This window comes from Acinetobacter lwoffii (assembly GCF_019048525.1).
GTDB classification, from domain to species: domain Bacteria; phylum Pseudomonadota; class Gammaproteobacteria; order Pseudomonadales; family Moraxellaceae; genus Acinetobacter; species Acinetobacter lwoffii_K.
In genome coordinates this window covers 1195453-1213073 of record NZ_CP077369.1, presented here as the reverse complement: position 1 = coordinate 1213073, position 17621 = coordinate 1195453, and the positions used below count along the sequence as shown (strand labels likewise).

Sequence of the window (17621 nt, the reverse complement as noted above, 5' to 3'; positions counted from 1 at the left end):
CCACTAAAATAATAAAAGGGCTTTCGCCCTTTTGGTTTTTACAGTTTTAATGCTTGGAAAAATACTGCTCGCGCCACTCTTTCCAGAAATACATGATGATCCCGAACATCACCACAGCAATTCCCGCAAAAGCATGACTGCTGATAATTTCATGATTTAAGGTTGCTCCCAATACCAGAGCGATCACCGGCGTCATCACATTACTCAATGAAACGGTCGAAGCATTTAGACGGCGAATCAGCCAGAAATAACACAGCATTGCCACAATCGAAGACATGATCATGGTAAATACAAAACCGATCATTGCCTGTGTGCTAGGCAACTGAGTCGGCATATGTTGCCAGATAAACGGCACTAAAATGACTGAACCAGCCGCGGAGACCAGCAATGACCCCGTCGCTTGCGACATCGGACTCAAGGGTGCACTAATCTGTTTAACCCAGAAGATTGAGCTGATATAAGACACCATACTGATCAGCATCAGTACCACACCCCAAGGATTAATCTTGCTGTCTGCCGAGTCGGCAAAAACAAAACATAAACCGGCGACGGCCACTGCCATGCCGAGCCATTGCAGCCAGATCAGTTTATGGGTTTTTAAAATCACATGACCGATTAAACCGGCGATCAGCGGTGAAAAACCAAAAATTAGCGCCATCAAACCTGAGGTCAGATAATTGGCCGCCAGATAAATAAACAGCTGCGCACCGATTAAATTCAAACTGCCTGCCAGATAACTTTTCATTGAAGTGCGGTCAAAAGGCAGCGGGTCGCGCATGATCTTCAGCAGGAACAACGCAATAATCGAGGCACCAAAATAGCGAATGATCAGCACCCACATCGGGTGAATCTCGGCCACGCTCCAGACAATCGCCAGTGGCGTTGCCGCCCAGATCAGCACCAATAAAGCGTAAATACTTGCCGTGACCGGCAATGAAGATGAAGAACTCATAAGTCTCCTAAACGAGGCCAAGAAGTTCTGGATCAGCAACTTCAAAAATAGCGTATAGCGAATTCATGCTGAGATGAAGTTTTAATTTTTGATAAATTCATCAAGTTTCGTGCATAAAAAACAGACCTATGCAAAACATAGGTCTGTCCCAAGATATCTCAATACGACTTAAGCAATTTTGCGTAAGTCTTGCGCGATATCTAAATGTTTTTCAACATCAAACGCCGTATTTTTGCTGATCATTTTTTTCAAATGACGCATTTCTTTGGCTGCATTCACGGTAATCCCGCCAACGATCTGACCATCAGTCACACCGTACATCACGAATGAATTGTCTGCACCTTTGGCTGCATCCATTTCACCACGGATATGCCATTCAGCTGCGGCCATATCGCCGACAAACTGGAAGTTGATATTCAGCTGATCCGTCCAGAACCAGGCCGGATTGGCTTTCGGATGTTCCACACCCATCACGTGACGCGCGAAGATGCCTGCCTGAAGGTTGGCATTTTCCCAGGTTTCCACACGGCGGTGATTGCCACAGTCACGTAACTGGGTCGCAACATCGCCCGCTGCATAAATATCAGCATTCGAGGTTTGGCAGTGTTCATTCACTTTGATCGCAACATCAACATCCAGACCTACATCTAGCGCAAGCTGTGCATTTGGCACGATTCCGATTCCGTAAACTACAGCATCAGCACGCAGTTCTTCACCGCCTTCCAGCGTTACCACGACTTCTTCACCATCTAAACGGCAATCTGTAATCTTGGTTTCAAGACGCACATCGACCTGGTTTTGACGATGCTGCTCTAGCAGGAATTCGCTCAGGATTTGTGGTGAACAACGACCCATAACCATCGGACCCATTTCGATCACAGTCACCTGACAGTCTTTGTAACGTGCAGATGATGCCAACTCAAGACCAATCACGCCACCACCGATCAGGATGATACGGCGACCGGCTTGAAGTACAGGCACCAGTGCCTGTGAATCTTCCAAGTTACGCAGGGTATAGACGTGTTTGCCCAAAGCATCGAAATTAGGCAAACGGCGCGCGGCACCACCTGTTGCAAGCAAGAGCTTGTCGTAAGCAACAACATCACCGTTCAGGAGTTCAACCGTTTTCGCTTCGGCATTAATTTTCGCTACGCCATTGCCGCGAATCGTTTCTACGCCTAAATCTGCCAGTTTCTGTTCCGACAGGATTTCGATCTTGGTTTCTTCAGGTTTTAGAATCACATCTTTAGACAACGGTGGACGCTCATAAGGAAGATGGCTTTCATCACCAATTAAGGTAATTTTGCCTTCATACTTGTTGCCACGAAGTTCTAAAATTGCGCTCGCACCTGCCTGGCCAGCACCCACGATCACGATGTTGTTTACGTTGCTCATTTTCTTAACCTTTTAACTCTGCAGATACGATACCGAAGCCGGCAATCCATTCGCTGATGTCTTCATAGCAATGTGTGGTCATTTCATACTCACCCATTTCGCTTAAGGCAGCGAAGGCAGCCATCCAAGAACGGACTTCCTGACCACCACGACCACCATCATGGCGGATTTCAGCTTCAGTCATCGCTTCTAATGTTGCAAAATCAGCATGCTTGAAGGTTTCTAGCAGGGCAATATCCCATTCAGCATTCAAAGGCACGGCAACTGACGTATCCCCTGCTGCCAGCTTTTGACCCACTGCAATAATCTTGGATTGACGTGCATGACGTGCTTCAGGTGTTGGATAACGGCCTGCAATCAGGAACTCTTCTACTTCTGGTGGTACTGCACCCATTTGTGGTGTAGGTGGATCATGTGACAGACCACCGGTACCTAAAACAAGCACACGCTCATTTTCAAGATTTAAAGATTTGATGTATTGACCCACAGCACGGCCCAAAGCGATGGTACGCTTGGTGGTTGGCATCGGTGCAGCAGCGCCATTAATAAAAATTGGAATCGTTGGGTAACGATCAAGTTTACCTTCACACAGGAAATGTAAGGGCTGAGTCACGCCATGGTCAGCCTGCATACGGTATGAGTAGGCAACATCTACGCCTTCATCCAGTACACGTCGAACCAGATCTAATGCCTTGTCTTCAGGTACATCAATATGGTCATTGTCCTTGCCATAATCCCAGTCACCTGCGGCTTTGGCACGAATACCCACGCAGAAACTTGGCATCAGGTCATAGAAGAAACCATTAAAATGGTCAGGACCAAAAGTGATGATCAGGGTTGGGTCGTAAGCTTTTACTTCAGCAGAGAGTTTTTCAAAAGCAGCATGAACTTTTTGCTCTTTTGATTGATCTTGAGGCGAAGCAAATTCCATTAAAGGACTGTGCGATGCACAAATAAGTTTAACGGCCATGAGAGACTCCTAGAAGGAAAGCAGCCCTGAGAGAAGAGGCTGCCGGTAAGTCCATTTGAATGAGACTAGATGTTTATTCGTCAAAGAAACCTGCACGTGGCTGACGTAGGCCACGAATACCCAAACCGCATTCTGCATTGATCAGAACACCAGTCAGAGGACGGTTATTTTGACGAGATGCCAACAGCACGTATGAGCCGGTCATATCTTCCGGTTCAGGCAAGAAATTCAGTGGCATGCCACGTGCAATTTTCTCAGGATCACGTGCATCGAGCAGGCCCACATTTTCCTGACCGAGCGATGCCGCGCCTTTGATATTCACATTCATACCTGACGGCGCAACCGCGTTCACTCGTACTTTAGGCGCAAGCTCATAAGCCAATTCTTTCATAATCCCGACACCCGCATGCTTAGATGCAGTATATACAGGGCCTCCGCCAGCGGAGTACAGTGCCGAATTAGACAAAGTAAATATGATAGAACCTTCAGAAGCGATCAATGCATCCAGTGCAGCCTTCGCACCAAGGATCAGAGATTTGGTATTAATCCCCATAATCTCGTCAAAGGCTTTCTCCAGCTGCTCACCAGAGGTATTGACGATATCGGCATAGTGATCCCAGATACCGGCATTACCAACGAAACAATCGAGTTTACCGAAACGTTCCACAGTTGCTTGAACTGCACGAACGTTATCTGCATAGCTGGCTACATCACCTTCGATCGCAAGAACTTTTCCACCGAAGTGTTCATTTAATGCATCTACTTTAGCTTTTGAACGTTGAAGAACAGCGACTTGCGCACCTTCCTCAATAAAACGTTCTACCAAAGCCCAGCCTAAGCCTGAACCACCACCAGTAATAAGTGCAACTTCGCCTTGTAGCCAACCCATGCTTACTCTCCTGCCATCTCTACAAACAATTGACCATCTTCAACAATCACTGGGAATGTTTTGATTGGATCAGTTGCAGGTAAACACAATGCTTCACCTGTTTTTAAACAGAAACGTGCTGAATGCAATGGACATTCAACAGTACCGTCATCTTCAAGGTAACCTTCAGACATTGACGCATTACCATGACTGCATTTATCGTTCATAGCGAAGAATTCACCGCCATTGTTAAATACAGCCAGCGCTTCGATACCGTTTACGCCACAATCTACTTTTAACGCTTCGCCTTCGTCTAATTCGTCAACTTGGCAAACAAAAATCTTATTCATTAGAAGAACACACTCAGATTATGTGAGCTATATGTCGCTTGATCAAGCGTGATCTTACGGTTGAAGATCTGGAAGCCGAGGCCGCCTTCAACTTTACGGATCTTGTCATGACGTTTACCGCAGTAAATGACAATGTCTTTCTCTTTTTGCGTACGATATAGCAAATAGGTTACGTACACGTCGTATTCGCCTTCAACTTCAGTTGGCTCTACGATCACGTTGCTCACCATGTGGGTGGTACGTGACGGAGGCTCTTCAGCCCAAGCCATACCGGTTTCCAGACGCGCTACACGACGCTCTAAAAGGTCTTTTGAATCGTTGAACACCCAAGTGGTAGGTGGTTCAACTGAACGACGACGGTCACGGGTTTGTGCGTTTGGTGTGGTACGTAGCGTGTAAGAAATATCTTCAGCTAACGTATCCAACCATTCGCGGAATTTCCAATCGTCTAGCAATTTTGCTTCGCGATACAGGAACTGACTAATTTGGTGATGAAGTTCTAAGCTGATTTGACTCATTTCATAAGCTCCTTCTCATATTCGTCAGCTGCTTTTTCCACGTCTTCCCATTTTTCATGGATCAATAAATCTGCCCAGCGGCGGTACATACCACGTGCTGCAGTTTCAGAGAAAATGTAGTTGGTGATACCCGGGATACCATCTTCACGTACTTTTTCGTTGCCTTTACCCATTTCCATAATGAGTTTATTTTGACGCGCTTTGTAACCACGTAAAACTTTTTGAATTTCAATCCAGTTCTCAGAGTCATCTTGCTCGAGGAAACCGGCTGGACCAAAGGCACGCGTTGCAGAACGTTCAAATGCTTCTTTCACTTCTTGAGATGCTTCAGCATCCGCAATACAGAATGCCCATACTTCGGTTTTGTTTGGACCACGTGGATGCCATACGCGAAGTGTTGCAGTACCGTTCAACCAAGACAAAGTTGGGAACATGGTGTTGTGACCTGCAAGACGCAGTGCACGAGTCTCGCCTAGGCGCTCTTTAACTTCGTCGTAAGTTTCACGGAAGTAGTTGGCAACTTCACCGTCAACCCATACGTTTGCGTCTGGTTTCTCTGTGAAGAAGAAGCCTGAACCATGACCACGTGAACCGTACTGGATCGCGTCTTTGGCAGTTTCCCAAACTGGACGAGCCGTTTGTGCAGCACCTAATTTCTTAGAAGATTCGTCGTCTGGTTTCGCGCCCAATACTTGGATCGCAGAAGCGTGAGAGAACAAGGCGTGGTATTGGTCAGATGCGAACTGTTCAGCCGCAAATTTCCAGTTACACTCGATTTCCCACTTGTGGACACCACCGATAATTTCTGTACCACCTGGACGACGGTCAACAACGCCATCTAAGTACCAAGCGATATCGCCCATGTATTCTTCAAGATCAGGTGTGGTTTCATCCCAACAAGCGAATACCAAGCCTTTGTAAGACTTCACACGATTCACTTCAACCAGACCCCATTGCTCTTTACATGCACCATGTGGGTAAGCACGATCTTCAAGCGGGATATCTTTTAAAGAACCGTCAATGCCGTATGACCAGCCGTGGTACGGGCAAGTAAATGCACGGGTATTACCACAGTCAGCGAAGCTTACACGCATAGAACGGTGACGGCACTGGTTTAAAAATGCTTTGATTGAGCCATCTTTTTGACGTGCCACAATGATTGGATCTTCGCCCATGTAGGTGTTGAAGAAATCACCAGCCTTAGGAATTTGGCTTTCATGGCAAAGGAATAACCAAGTACGACCGAAAACACGTTCGAGTTCTAATTCGTAAATGTCAGGATCTGTATAAATAGATGGCGTAATACGTCCATTTTGTGCATCGACTAAAGCATCGATTTCGCGCACATCAATTTTTCCACTCATGAAAAGCTCTCCTGTGACCTATCTTTGGCACAAAGTAATAGACTCAACTTTTCAACGATGATGGATTTGACAGCGTTTTTCGGGAAATATTTTTTTTGTTTCAATTAAGAGCTTAAAGCAATTATTAAGCACGTGAATTTTTATATTAAAACATCTATTAATTCCGCCAGAGCATTTAGTTTATGAATGGGAAAATAATCTTCACGACATAGTTGTTTATAGATTATACTTTGAGGAAATTATAGTAAGACATTTTTTGGATTACTCTTTGGGTTGATGACATGGAATTACGACACCTTCGCTACTTTATCACCGTTGCTGAAGAGCTCAATTTTAGTAAGGCAGCACTTAAACTTTATACGGCTCAACCCTCACTTAGCCAGCAAATCAAAGACCTGGAAGAAGATGTCGGGGTAAAGCTACTCAACCGAACCAAACGTAAAGTAGAGCTGACCGAAGAAGGCGCCGTATTCCTGGAACAGGCTCGTCTCACCCTGGCACAGGCGGACAAAGCCGTTGCCATGGCACGTCAGGTGTCACAGGCCAAGCAGCAAATGCTCCGCATCGGTTTTGTACCGGTGGCCGAGATGAAAATCTTCCCGTATATCTTGCCAAATCTACGTGTACAGAACTCGGATTTAAAAATTGAACTGCTCAGCCTGAACAACAATGAGCAAATGCGTTTGTTAAAAAAAGGTGATCTAGATCTGACATTTACCCGTCATAATTTCAATAGTGATGAAATTGAAAGCCAGTTCGTGATTCGTGAACCGCTGATTTTTCTCCTGCCTAAAGATCATCCCTTAGCAAAATACGAAAGAATTCCTGTTAAAGCATTGAATGGTATTGATTTTATTATTCCATCAGCAGAGCAGTCCTTGACCCTGAACCAGGCTATTCTGGACTTTGCCAAAGCCAACGGCATTGAACTCAATATCGTGCAAAAGGCCGATAATATTTTATTTAATATCAACTCGATCGGAATGGGCCTAGGCTGTACCATTTTGCCTGGCTATATTGCACCACTAACCATGGATAATACCGTGATTCGTCCGCTGGACGTGGAGTTGCCCTATTTAGACCTGTATGTCAGCTACCATAAAAACAACAAATCCTATGTCGTGAGCAAATTTCTTGAGCTTTTGACCCGTGTGTTCTATCTGGATATTAACCGTAGCGAACAAAATTAATCCTATTTCTTCCCTGCATTAGGCATATGCCATTCAACTTATGATAGGCATGTGCTTTTTTTGTTTTATTATTTTATGCTTAAGAATCCATTTTTAATTCTATTTTATAATAAAGAATCTATTTCTGGCGCTTAAATTTTTCACTTGCCCTTGACCCAAATTGTGTATTTTTAGCTCTAAATGTACTGCATTTACCACTTAAGTCTAATAAAGTTTCATTCGGATTTTTCTCAGTTTAAATAGCTCAAGCCTATAAAAATTATTAGATTTTTATATTTATTCAAATAAATGAGAATCAAACTCACTTAGGTGCGCTACCTTAAATATTTCCGATATAAAAAAGGATGACCAAAGCCATCCTTTTTTAAAACTATATCAAACTTATTTTACGCCGTGAACAGCCAGGTAGTTTTTGATCACAGTGTTGAACTCATCTGCTTTTTCAACTTGAGACCAGTGACCGCATTGGCTGAAGATATGTGCATCAGCATTTGGCACGATGTTCAGGATGTCCCAAGTACGAGAAACCGGAATCACCACGTCTTGCGTACCATGAATCAATAGTACAGGCACAGTAATGTCTTTCATTTTTTCGAAGTCTAATGGGAATTCGAAACGGTCACGGTCACGTGCGCCAACCACATCCATTAAACGATTTGATGCATAGTCATTTGCAGCAGAAGCAAAACGTACTTTTACCAGTTCATCTGTAATCAGGTCTTTGTTTACGACAAACATAGAAAGGGTTTTCTTGATTCCTTCTTCTGTAAGAACTGGGTTTGCGTGAGCTTTAAGTGCAGCTGTCTGTTTCGCACCGCCCGTACCCATAGACACGATACCCAAAATACGATCTGGATAATCCAATGCCATCTGGAATGCTAACCAGCCACCCAGAGAGTTACCGACCAACCAGGTTTTTTCGATACCCAAAGCGTCTAGCGTACGAATCGCATGATCTACCCAGGCACGGATACCATATTCAGTACCCGGCGCAACCACAGTTTGGCCATAACCAACGGTATCAATCGCGATACAACGCGCCTGCTCGCCAATTTGTGGCAGGTTTAACCACCAGTTTGCTGCAGCCGATACACCTGTACCTGAACCGTGTAAAAATAGAATAGGCGTACCTTCACCAATTTCGTGGTAATGGGTCAACTCGCCTTCAGCGGTTTCAATCCATTTGTCTTCTAAGCCAAAGAATGGATCTGTTTGATAGTCAGGGATTTGAACAGTGCTCATATTGCTTCCTCTTACAGTCTTTCGCTTGCGTGTCCCTCTATTTTCAAGAATTCGACGTCAAGTTGACTCATTAAAATGACTTGTGTACACCCTTATATTAACCGCTCAGCCGCAGCAAACTGATACAAAATTACGATTGCACCCTACAAAATAGATATAATTTAAGTATTTGTTTTATATATTAATTTAAAATAAAACACTACTCAATCTAAGCCTTTAATGAAACAATGCAACGCTTAAACCAAAAAGCAGCCAGAAGACTGACTGCTTTTAAAATATACGGGTATTAGAATTTATGCGTATAAGTGGTGGCGACACGGTATTCTTGCAGGTCTGGTTTTGCTGGATTGGCAAAATTCACATCAATATACATTCCCTGTATACCCAAACCTTTTAATTTACCTTCTGGCACAGTGTAATTAACAATTGCATTTACTTCATCTGTGTTGAAGTTTTGACCTTGATACGCCCCAGTACCTTTCTGATCATAACCTTTGAAATATACGGCTGTTGCGTTTAAGCCTTTTGCACCCATTTCAGAGAAGTCATAGCCATAAGAAACACTCCATGACTTTTCTTCTGGCGCGGTAAAGGTCGCTACCCCCCAGTTCGCCAGATAAGGCTGTGGCACCCAGCCACCCAATGTCGGGAATGCGCTATCACCAAACATTTGCTGGTAACCCACACCTACGCTATGTGCACCATGATTCACTTTTGCGGCGACAGACACAGCCTGGTTATCGATCTCACCATATAGCTTGTCACCTGACTCCGAGTTATCGAAGTAACGAATATGGCTATCTAATTTGGTTTTTTCACCAAGCGCAGTTTTGTAATTCACACCTAGATAATGCTGTTGATAAATGTCTTGAACATCGGCATACCAATAACTTGCACCCAACTCTTTTGTTAGTTGATGATCTACACCAGCAATCCACATACCATCTGATTCAGCGCCATTATCAAATTGTGGTGGATTAAATTTAGTTAAATCACGGAATTGATTATCATAACGATTGTTAATACCATCAATATACGCCAAAGTTAACTTGGTATCTTTAAGGTCTTTAGACTCTAACCAGGCACCACTATAAGTCGTCAATAACTGACGCGATGGATCGAATACCAAGACTGGAGATACCGGCAATAACTCACCGACTTTCAGTTCAGTTTGTGACACTTTGGCTTTTAAGGTCGCGCCGACTTTACCGAAATGGTCTTTTGACTCTTTGCCATCGTGCGGTAAAACCCAGTCCGGATTTTTATCACGGCCATTGAGTTTGACTGCATGTTGCACCAGTACATCAGCACCAACCTGCACACCACCACCGATATCGTGATAACCGGACTTGGCATCCAGAGTCACCCCTTGTGACCAAGAACCCCAATTACGTGATGAGTAGTCATCTTGATACTGACGGTCTAGATAAAAGTTTTTAAATTTGAGTTGAACATTGCTGTCGTCAATAAAGTCTGCATTCGTTGCAGTTGTCCCTAAAGTTGCTGTCGCAGTAAGCATTGCAATCCATAAATTGTGACGACGCATGATGAGTTCCCCATTCAGCTGATAAAATCCATGCAGCCATCATGCGCAAGTCGGTTTAAATAAAAAATCCGACCACAGTATTAAACTTTTGCTCTTTTAGCTCTGCATATTCCAAGCCCAGATTTAAGCACTCAATCTCTTAGATTTTAAACCGATTAAAGAAAATAAAAATTTGACCAGATATTTAATTCAAATTTCTGTTTCCTTTATTAATAAGCGCAATTTTTTTAAAAACTTTAAGATAATAGACTTCCGTCATAAATCAAAAAACGTACAATTTATTTGATCTTAAATTAATCAGCAAAATTATTTAATTCAAGAGATAATCCTTGGATGAAATTCAAAGATATTCAAAAATTATCAAACGTTAAGTTTCGTAGGCTTACCGGTGTTAGTTGGGCTACATTTAACCTCATGTTGGCCGAGCTAAATAAGCATTTACCTCGTCATATTGGTAAAGGACGACCGCATAAATTACCGTTGGAAGATCGTTTGCTCTTATGTATAGAATATTGGAGAGAATATCGAACATTTTTCCATCTTGGTATGAGTTACGGTGTATCTGAAACGAGTGCAATTCGTATCACACGTGTTATTGAAGATACCTTAATCCGTTCTGGAAAATTCAACTTGCCAAAACAACTTCCTAATCGAGATGAAGTGGATTGGGAAGTTGTTGTGATTGATGCCACTGAAATATTAGTTCAACGTCCAAAAAAAACAGAAGAAATGGTATAGCGGTAAAAAAAAGCGACATACCTTTAAATTTCAGCTATCTATGCACTATATAACAGGTGAAATACTGAGTGTATGTGGAAGTCATGGAAGCATGCATGATTTTAAAATATTTAAAAAAAGCATGAGGAAATTAAAATTTAAGCCCTTTTTTATCGTTGATAAGGGTTATTTAGGGATAAAGAAATTGGGTTTTGGATGCCTCATGCCATCTAAAGCAAAGAAAACTGAAAAACTAGATTCTGAATTAAAAAAGTTAAATAAAGAGATTGGTCGTAGACGAATTCAAGTAGAGCATGTATTTGGAAGGATGAAATGTTTTAAGATTTTATCTTGTGTATATAGAAATCGTCGTAAAAGATTAAACCTGCGGTTTAATTTACTTGCTGGCATATACAATTTAGATTGGGTGAAAGATAAACAATTAAATTGATTGAAAAATGATTTATGAAGGAAGTCTAATATTTTTTATTTATCGTTTTTATGTTTAAGGAAAAAATTAAACTGAAATAATCTTCACATAGCACTATAACTAAAATATCTGAGATCAGAGTTTTAATATATTATTAAATCTACTTAATAATAAAAAAGCATCCAAATCGGATGCTTTTTTATTAGCCTTATTTTAATACGAATGCATTAAAAATTAAGCTTGTAACTCGCGCGCTTTAGACATGGTTAATGCCAGGTCTTCAATCATGTCTTCCTGACCACCTACCGTACCACGGCGACCAAGTTCCATCAGGATTTCACGTGCAGATACGCCATATTTCGCTTCAGCGCGTTTAGCAAACAACAGGAATGAAGAGTAAACACCCGCATAACCTAAAGTAGCCGCATCACGGTCTGCACGAATTGGGTTGTGCATCATTGGAATCACTAGATCTTCAGCAACATCTTGTACTTTGAACAAGTCAACGCCAGTGTCCATACCCATACGGTTTGCCACAGCGATAAACAGTTCAAGTGGCGTATTACCTGCGCCAGCACCCAAACCTGCAGATGCCAAGTCAACACGTACTGCACCTGCTTGAACAGCAGCAACAGTATTCGATACACCCATACCTAAGTTGTGGTGACCGTGGAAACCAAGCTCAATGCTTGGGTCCAAGTGTTGACGTAAGTGACCTACGCGATCAATAACGTCTTGAGGAAGCATATAACCTGCTGAATCTGTCACATAGATACAGTTTGCACCGTAAGACACCATCTTGTTTGCTTCTTCAAGCAATTTTTCAGGAGATGCCATATGCGCCAACATTAAGAAACCGACGGTGTCCATTTCTAGTTTACGTGCAGCGGTGATGTGCTGCTCAGAACAATCCGCTTCAGTACAATGCGTCGCCACACGAATGGTAGAGACACCAATTTCATGTGCCATTTTCAAATGGTCAACCGTACCGATACCAGGTAAAAGCAATGCAGAAATTTTTGCATTTTTCATACGTGGCACAACAGCGGATAAATATTCTTCATCCGTTGCAGCAGCAAAACCGTAGTTCACTGATGAACCGCCAAGGCCGTCACCGTGCGTTACTTCAATTAAAGGTACGCCGGCATCATCAAGTGCTGTTGAAATTGCAATCATTTGCTCAACAGTCGTTTGATGGCGCTGCGGGTGCATACCATCACGTAAAGTCATATCATGAACAATAATCTTAGACATTTTGGTATTCCTTTAAGCTTCAGCGGTGTTGAACACGTGTTCTGCGAACATTTCTGCAGTACGTGCAGCTGCTGCAGTCATAATATCCAGGTTGCCTGCGTATTTCGGCAGGAAGTCACCCAGACCTTCAACTTCCAAGTAAATTGATACGCGGTTGCCATCAAATACCGGACCATTTACCAGCTTGTAACCTGGTACGTATTTTTGAACTTCCTTGATCATGGCATGTACAGATTCAGTAATCGCTGCCTGATCCGGCTCACCTTCAACCAAGCAATGTACTGTGTCACGCATCATTAAAGGTGGCTCAGCCGGATTAATGATAATGATCGCTTTACCTTGTTTCGCGCCGCCGACTTTCTCGATTGCACCCGCAGTGGTACGTGTGAATTCATCAATGTTTTTACGCGTTCCCGGACCAACCGACTTAGTCGATACAGTTGCAATGATTTCGCCGTATTCAACAGGTTGAACGCGAGAAACCGCAGCCACCATCGGAATCGTTGCCTGACCGCCACATGTCACCATGTTCACGTTTGGTACTTCGCCCGCTTGTAGCAATGCTTCAAGGTTGACTGGTGGTACACAAAATGGACCAATCGCAGCAGGCGTTAAGTCGATCATCAACACGCCAAGTTCATTCAGCTTGCGGCTGTTTTCAGCATGGACATAGGCAGAAGTTGCATCGAATGCAATTTTGATGTCATCAGCAATCACATGAGGAAGCAGACCATCGACACCTTCAGCTGTGGTTTTTAAACCCATTTTCGCAGCACGCGCCAAACCTTCAGAAGTCGGGTCAATCCCCACCATCCAAACAGGCTCTAACCATTCGCTACGTTGTAATTTATAAAGCAAATCAGTACCAATATTCCCTGGACCGATCATTGCACATTTAATCTTTTTCATGAATGTACTCTCTTGGAATCTTGATTATTCAGCAGCGAATGCAGCGGTTACTGAACCGAAGCCTTCAATTTCAACCTTGAATTCATCACCTGGTTGCGCCACAACCATTGGACCTAAAGCACCCGTCAAGATGATGTCGCCTTTTAAAAGCGGACGGCCACGACGCACCATTTCATCTGCAAGCCAAACAGCAGCATTCAATGGGTTTGCAAGACATGCTTTACCCACGCCTTGAGAAACGACTTCCTCACCGCGCGTCATCACCATCTTGCAGTTCACAAGATCAAGTTTTTCTAACTTAACCGGCTGAGAACCCAAGACAAATGCAGCAGAAGATGCGTTATCCGCCACAGTATCAATCAGGCTAATTTTCCAGTTTTCGATACGGCTATCGACCACTTCAATTGCAGGCAGTGCATAATCAGTTGCGCTGATAATGTCTGCATACGTGTGTTTTTCTTTGGTTAAATCCTGGTTAATCACCAATGCGATTTCTGCTTCAACTTTCGGCTGAATCAGAAGGCCGGCTGGAATTGCTTCACCATCGCCATAAGCCATATCGGCAAATAACATACCGAAATCCGGCTGATCTACACCCAGTTGCGCTTGAACGACTTTAGACGTCAAACCGATTTTACGACCCACCAGACGGCGACCTTCAGACAAAGCACGCTCGGTATTCACTTCCTGAACGGCATAGGCGATATCTACGTCAGCACTTTCACCGCCAAGTTCTGGGCGAATCGGTGCAATCGCAGTTTGTGATAATTCAGCGCTACGAAGTGCTTGTGCAACTGATTCAACAACAGCAGAATTCGACATCAATGTTTCCTTAAACTGCAAAAATTAGGCTTATGCCGAGATCTAAGAGGGACAGAAAATAGGGACATGATCAGGCTGATCATCCGCATGGACTGCCTTTCTCAGAGCGAGCATAGGAATAAACAGTTTTAGGATGGGAAAAATCTGGCGTTTGTGCCAATAGTTATTTTATTTTTTGCTATAGCTATTATCTATAAGAATAATTTATAAAAAACGAAATAAAACAAAATCTTATTATTTAAAACACATCTCTATTTAGCAAAATAACTGCCGTAATATGACCGAATAAAATCAGTACAATTACGACTTTAGACTAAAAGATAAGAACCAGCGCTTAAATCTGCCGCATTCCCCAGCCAATTTAAACCGGGGAAATACTTGTTTTTCATTACAACCAAGATACTGGATTAAACTGCTTGTTTCCATTGGACTTTAGCCAACAATGCGCTATGCAAAGCAGCCACATCATCCACGATACAGACTGGATTAAATTGAGCTAAAAGTTCAGGCTCATGCACACCATAACCTACACCAACACTTGGCATGGCAATATTTTGCGCCATTTCCAGATCATAAGACGTATCACCGACCATGATGGCATGTTCAGCCTGCACACCGGTTTCCGCCAGAATTTCTTCTAACATTAATGGATGAGGTTTAGAACGGGTTTCGCTGGCAGCACGCGTGGTCACAAACAGCTCTTCACTATTCGTCTGTTTCAATACACGATCCAGACCTTTACGGCTTTTCCCTGTAGCAACAGCCAGCTTCACGCCTTGCTGCTGTAAATCTGCGAGCATGTGCGCTACGCCTTCAAACCAGGAATCTCCTGATGAGTTGGCAACATAATGATCTGAATAAGCCTGCAAAATATCTGCATGTAAATCTGGCACGGTTGGGAAAAGTCGCTGTGCGACTTCTGGCAAACCCAGGCCAATAATACTTTTGGCATCTGCATCCGTTAAAGGCTGCTGAAATTGCTGTGCGGCAAACTGCAAACTCGCTACGATTTGACCGACTGAATCAAATAAAGTGCCATCCCAATCGAAAATGACCAATTTTACAGCTGAGTTCATATAAGGTTTCCTGGATTTGATTCAGTCTTGAAACCCTCTCCTTTTAGGAGAGAGCTTTTTTCATTCTTAAGCAAATGACTTTACTAAAAGAACCAATAAAGTCGAATTATCAGTTTAGTTTTAATTCAACATTGCTCTTTAATAAGTAGTGTTCCCTCTCCTGAACGAGTTTAAAACACTGCTTTAAACGACGTGCAAGAAAGGAGACTTGCTCAGCAGTGCTGCTCAGGGAGAGGATTCTTTCGAAATTTAATCTCCCCTCTTGCGGAACAGTGTTCCTCATCTTTAAGAAAGAAGGGAATTCACTCCTTTTCAAAGGAGGATGAGGGTGGATTGAATTTATTAAAAGAAAAAAATAAGTCCTTACTGAGCAGCCGGTTTATCCGCTTTCTGCGCTCTTAACTGCGCCACCAGACTCTGCATATCTTCTGGCAATGGCGCTTCAATGGTCGGATAACCCGGAATGTCCAGACGCATGGCATGTAAACACAAACGGCGTGGTTTTGGCCCACGATATTCCGTTTCATGTCCATACTTTTCATCGCCTACGAGCGGATGTCCAATACTCAAACCGTGTACACGAATCTGATGGGTACGACCAGAAAGCGGAGATGCATATACCAGTGTGGCATGCATAAAACGCTCTTGCACATTCCACTGGGTTTTAGACTCTTTGCCTTCTTTTGGTGACACACAGACACGACGTTCACCATTGGCCAGCTCGTAACGATGTAAAGGCGCATCAATCAACTGCTTGTCTAAAGTAACCTGCCCTTTTACCACAGCAGCATAGGTTTTTTTGATTTTATGTTCACGCAACATATCTTGTAATGTTTTCAACACGCTACGCTTTTTAGAAATCATCACCAGACCGGAAGTATCACGGTCAATACGGTGAATCAGTTCCAGATACTTTTTACCGGTCGCTGCACGTAAGCCTTCAATCAGGCCATAGGCCACACCGCTACCACCATGCACAGCAATACCAGATGGTTTGTTGACGACCATCAGACCTTCATCTTCATAAATGACACGGGCCAATAAGCCTTGTGCCACTTTGTCGGAAACCGGTGCAGCAGACTCATCTTTTTGTTCATAGCGAATCGGCGCAACACGAATCTGATCGCCGATTGCGAGTTTGGTTTCTGCTTTAATGCGTTTTTTATTAACGCGAACCTGGCCTTCACGAATCAGACGATAGATACGGCTTTTTGGCACACCTTTCAGACGACTAAACAGGAAATTATCGATGCGTTGTCCATCTTGATGTTCATCCACTTCAAACCAAGTGACGTTTTGCCATTGTTGCGTAGAATTCATACAGTTACTATGACCCAAAAAATACTAAAATTGATTAAAAACTGATCACTTAGGTTATGCTTTACACAAGAAACATAAGCTTAGCCCATAGGCAGATGATGCAAGGTTTGATATAGTCAGCGCACGGAAACCATCGTTTGTGAGTAAAAGTTGAATCATTTCAGATTTTTCTGAACTTGATTGTTTAATTAAAGACTCACATGATACGGGAAGGTCCCCAAAGAATTATGCCACGCCGAAGGCTTATTATATCGGCAAACAAAGCAAACTGTTGCGTTTAATTGTACCTCAGGTACATAAATCAGTTTGTCTTAAAAAATATGTCGCCAACTTTGTTGGTTTTTAAACGTAAACTGATACACATCAGATTAGTCGCAACCTGAAGACGACTTCAGGCTACAGCGTTGATGCATTGGATCTGCACAGTTTGTAAAGATACGACGACAATTCCGTATCAAGACACTTTCTATAAAGAAGGGATGATCTTCGAGCAATGTGACAGTGAAAGTTACACACATCCAATGCACCGCTCGTCCGCCAGTGAAGCGTTCAGGTGACTTTAATCCGTTTAAAGATTGAAGCCGTATTGCCATCATCAATACGTGAATCAAAAACCGAAGCCCATCTATATTAAATAGAGCTCGGTCATAAAAGACTCAAACCACAATGAAATTCATTGCAGATTTGAGCCATTGATC

At 43.1% G+C, this 17621-nt stretch carries 16 protein-coding genes and 1 pseudogene; 3 read left to right on the top strand and 14 right to left on the bottom strand.

Translation table 11 applies throughout. The annotated features are described in order from the left end of the window. Nucleotides 1-46: 46 nt before the first annotated feature. The 7 genes from I6L24_RS05635 to hcaE form a co-directional block, all read right to left on the bottom strand. The gene (locus I6L24_RS05635) at nt 47-952 is read right to left on the bottom strand and encodes a DMT family transporter (protein ID WP_148334732.1); all 906 of its coding nucleotides are present in this window, start codon (nt 950-952) and stop codon (nt 47-49) included. 168 nt (nt 953-1120) lie between these two features. Further along, nucleotides 1121-2347 (bottom strand): 3-phenylpropionate/cinnamic acid dioxygenase ferredoxin--NAD(+) reductase subunit, encoded by a 1227-nt coding sequence (gene hcaD / locus I6L24_RS05630; RefSeq protein ID WP_005102991.1) that lies wholly within the window; start codon nt 2345-2347, stop codon nt 1121-1123. 4 nt (nt 2348-2351) lie between these two features. Continuing rightward, nucleotides 2352-3317, bottom strand: coding sequence for a 3-carboxyethylcatechol 2,3-dioxygenase (locus I6L24_RS05625; protein ID WP_148334731.1), 966 nt, complete (start codon nt 3315-3317; stop codon nt 2352-2354). A gap of 73 nt (nt 3318-3390) precedes the next feature. Continuing rightward, nucleotides 3391-4206, bottom strand: a complete 816-nt coding sequence (gene hcaB, locus I6L24_RS05620; RefSeq protein ID WP_004278515.1) for a 3-phenylpropionate-dihydrodiol/cinnamic acid-dihydrodiol dehydrogenase — start codon at nt 4204-4206, stop codon at nt 3391-3393. A gap of 2 nt (nt 4207-4208) precedes the next feature. Next, the gene (gene hcaC, locus I6L24_RS05615) at nt 4209-4535 is read right to left on the bottom strand and encodes a 3-phenylpropionate/cinnamic acid dioxygenase ferredoxin subunit (protein ID WP_004278517.1); all 327 of its coding nucleotides are present in this window, start codon (nt 4533-4535) and stop codon (nt 4209-4211) included. Then, nucleotides 4535-5053, bottom strand: a complete 519-nt coding sequence (hcaF, locus tag I6L24_RS05610; RefSeq protein WP_004647365.1) for a 3-phenylpropionate/cinnamic acid dioxygenase subunit beta — start codon at nt 5051-5053, stop codon at nt 4535-4537. Before hcaF ends, hcaC begins: the two co-directional genes overlap by 1 nt. Then, a complete protein-coding gene (gene hcaE / locus I6L24_RS05605; protein WP_004278520.1) occupies nt 5050-6417 on the bottom strand; it encodes a 3-phenylpropionate/cinnamic acid dioxygenase subunit alpha in 1368 nt (455 codons plus the stop codon). Before hcaE ends, hcaF begins: the two co-directional genes overlap by 4 nt. A 281-nt stretch (nt 6418-6698) precedes the next feature. On the opposite strand from hcaE, the gene hcaR reads away from it, so the two are divergent. Continuing rightward, nucleotides 6699-7607 carry a DNA-binding transcriptional regulator HcaR gene (gene hcaR, locus I6L24_RS05600; RefSeq protein ID WP_004278522.1) on the top strand — a complete coding sequence of 303 codons (909 nt, stop codon included), beginning with the start codon at nt 6699-6701 and terminating at the stop codon, nt 7605-7607. A gap of 381 nt (nt 7608-7988) precedes the next feature. On the opposite strand, the gene I6L24_RS05595 is transcribed toward hcaR, so the two are convergent. Together I6L24_RS05595 and I6L24_RS05590 are read right to left on the bottom strand one after the other, a co-directional pair. Next, complete coding sequence (locus tag I6L24_RS05595; RefSeq protein ID WP_213686461.1) at nt 7989-8849, bottom strand: alpha/beta fold hydrolase; 861 nt, start codon at nt 8847-8849, stop codon at nt 7989-7991. A gap of 286 nt (nt 8850-9135) precedes the next feature. Continuing rightward, entirely contained in the window at nt 9136-10395 is a 1260-nt protein-coding gene (locus tag I6L24_RS05590; protein ID WP_216986519.1) for an OprD family outer membrane porin, read from the bottom strand. A 333-nt stretch (nt 10396-10728) separates the two neighbouring features. Here I6L24_RS05590 and I6L24_RS05585 point away from each other — a divergent pair, with 333 nt between their 5' ends. Both I6L24_RS05585 and I6L24_RS05580 read left to right on the top strand, forming a co-directional pair. Beyond that, entirely contained in the window at nt 10729-11133 is a 405-nt protein-coding gene (locus tag I6L24_RS05585) for a transposase family protein (RefSeq protein ID WP_000669095.1), read from the top strand. A gap of 37 nt (nt 11134-11170) precedes the next feature. Next, nucleotides 11171-11563: pseudogene (locus I6L24_RS05580) on the top strand (transposase family protein); the annotation flags it as partial. A gap of 213 nt (nt 11564-11776) precedes the next feature. Here the strand turns inward: I6L24_RS05580 and dmpG are convergent. The 5 genes from dmpG to I6L24_RS05555 all read right to left on the bottom strand — a co-directional run bounded on the left by dmpG (nt 11777) and on the right by I6L24_RS05555 (nt 16923). Further along, nucleotides 11777-12796, bottom strand: coding sequence for a 4-hydroxy-2-oxovalerate aldolase (gene dmpG, locus I6L24_RS05575; RefSeq protein ID WP_005102984.1), 1020 nt, complete (start codon nt 12794-12796; stop codon nt 11777-11779). A gap of 12 nt (nt 12797-12808) precedes the next feature. Then, nucleotides 12809-13705 carry an acetaldehyde dehydrogenase (acetylating) gene (locus I6L24_RS05570; protein ID WP_004647362.1) on the bottom strand — a complete coding sequence of 299 codons (897 nt, stop codon included), beginning with the start codon at nt 13703-13705 and terminating at the stop codon, nt 12809-12811. 24 nt (nt 13706-13729) lie between these two features. Then, nucleotides 13730-14527, bottom strand: coding sequence for a 2-keto-4-pentenoate hydratase (locus I6L24_RS05565; protein ID WP_004647361.1), 798 nt, complete (start codon nt 14525-14527; stop codon nt 13730-13732). A gap of 407 nt (nt 14528-14934) precedes the next feature. Continuing rightward, nucleotides 14935-15603, bottom strand: coding sequence for an HAD-IA family hydrolase (locus tag I6L24_RS05560; RefSeq protein WP_216986518.1), 669 nt, complete (start codon nt 15601-15603; stop codon nt 14935-14937). A gap of 363 nt (nt 15604-15966) precedes the next feature. Further along, a complete protein-coding gene (locus I6L24_RS05555) occupies nt 15967-16923 on the bottom strand; it encodes an RluA family pseudouridine synthase (protein WP_216986517.1) in 957 nt (318 codons plus the stop codon). Between the last annotated feature and the right edge of the window lie 698 nt (nt 16924-17621).

Coding starts and splice junctions, on each gene's coding strand:
- I6L24_RS05635 (WP_148334732.1), bottom strand. CDS start 952: ATGAGTTCTTCATCTTCATTGCCGGTCACGGCAAGTATTTACGCTTTA.
- hcaD (WP_005102991.1), bottom strand. CDS start 2,347: ATGAGCAACGTAAACAACATCGTGATCGTGGGTGCTGGCCAGGCAGGT.
- I6L24_RS05625 (WP_148334731.1), bottom strand. CDS start 3,317: ATGGCCGTTAAACTTATTTGTGCATCGCACAGTCCTTTAATGGAATTT.
- hcaB (WP_004278515.1), bottom strand. CDS start 4,206: ATGGGTTGGCTACAAGGCGAAGTTGCACTTATTACTGGTGGTGGTTCA.
- hcaC (WP_004278517.1), bottom strand. CDS start 4,535: ATGAATAAGATTTTTGTTTGCCAAGTTGACGAATTAGACGAAGGCGAA.
- hcaF (WP_004647365.1), bottom strand. CDS start 5,053: ATGAGTCAAATCAGCTTAGAACTTCATCACCAAATTAGTCAGTTCCTG.
- hcaE (WP_004278520.1), bottom strand. CDS start 6,417: ATGAGTGGAAAAATTGATGTGCGCGAAATCGATGCTTTAGTCGATGCA.
- hcaR (WP_004278522.1), top strand. CDS start 6,699: ATGGAATTACGACACCTTCGCTACTTTATCACCGTTGCTGAAGAGCTC.
- I6L24_RS05595 (WP_213686461.1), bottom strand. CDS start 8,849: ATGAGCACTGTTCAAATCCCTGACTATCAAACAGATCCATTCTTTGGC.
- I6L24_RS05590 (WP_216986519.1), bottom strand. CDS start 10,395: ATGCGTCGTCACAATTTATGGATTGCAATGCTTACTGCGACAGCAACT.
- I6L24_RS05585 (WP_000669095.1), top strand. CDS start 10,729: ATGAAATTCAAAGATATTCAAAAATTATCAAACGTTAAGTTTCGTAGG.
- dmpG (WP_005102984.1), bottom strand. CDS start 12,796: ATGTCTAAGATTATTGTTCATGATATGACTTTACGTGATGGTATGCAC.
- I6L24_RS05570 (WP_004647362.1), bottom strand. CDS start 13,705: ATGAAAAAGATTAAATGTGCAATGATCGGTCCAGGGAATATTGGTACT.
- I6L24_RS05565 (WP_004647361.1), bottom strand. CDS start 14,527: ATGTCGAATTCTGCTGTTGTTGAATCAGTTGCACAAGCACTTCGTAGC.
- I6L24_RS05560 (WP_216986518.1), bottom strand. CDS start 15,603: ATGAACTCAGCTGTAAAATTGGTCATTTTCGATTGGGATGGCACTTTA.
- I6L24_RS05555 (WP_216986517.1), bottom strand. CDS start 16,923: ATGAATTCTACGCAACAATGGCAAAACGTCACTTGGTTTGAAGTGGAT.